This window comes from Corallococcus sp. CA053C, from assembly GCF_003611675.1.
Lineage (GTDB): Bacteria > Myxococcota > Myxococcia > Myxococcales > Myxococcaceae > Corallococcus.
In genome coordinates this window covers 1-462 of record NZ_RAWA01000871.1, presented here as the reverse complement: position 1 = coordinate 462, position 462 = coordinate 1, and the positions used below count along the sequence as shown (strand labels likewise).

The 462-nt window shown below is 35.7% G+C and carries 1 protein-coding gene; it reads right to left on the bottom strand.

Annotated elements, in window-relative coordinates; genetic code table 11:
- The coding region (locus D7V97_RS43660) for an HAD hydrolase-like protein (RefSeq protein ID WP_147445287.1) at nucleotides 1-304 on the bottom strand (304 nt) is incomplete at its 3' end.
- Between the last annotated feature and the right edge of the window lie 158 nt (nucleotides 305-462).

The window sequence follows — 462 nt, the reverse complement described above, 5'->3', positions numbered from 1 at the left end:
GTATATCCCGCTTCTTGAGGAAGTCAAGTAACGGTTTCACTTCTTTTCGTAAATCTTTAGCGAAATCAATTGGATGCGTTTTTCGATAATCTACATATTTCGGATAAAGTTCCTCTCTTAATGATTTGTCCTCAGGAACTAATGTTTCCCATATTGCAGCTTCTGTTTTCCCCACATAATCATCAATCTGGTTTGATCCTGGATCTATCTCCAGTTCTTGAAAGAAGTTCATTCTTCTCTCAAAATAAAATGTCTCGCTGTCTATGAGTACCCCATCCATATCAAAAATTACTCCCATTGTCATTCGAATTCACTCCTATCCTTGAACAATATCGCTCAATAATCGCAACTCTAAATCTGGTATTTCAATTGTGTATTCCCTTTCAATCTCAAAAAAAGCGCTATGAATTTTATCCATTATTTCTCCATTTGCTTGCATATATTCTTCAATGTCCTCTTGCT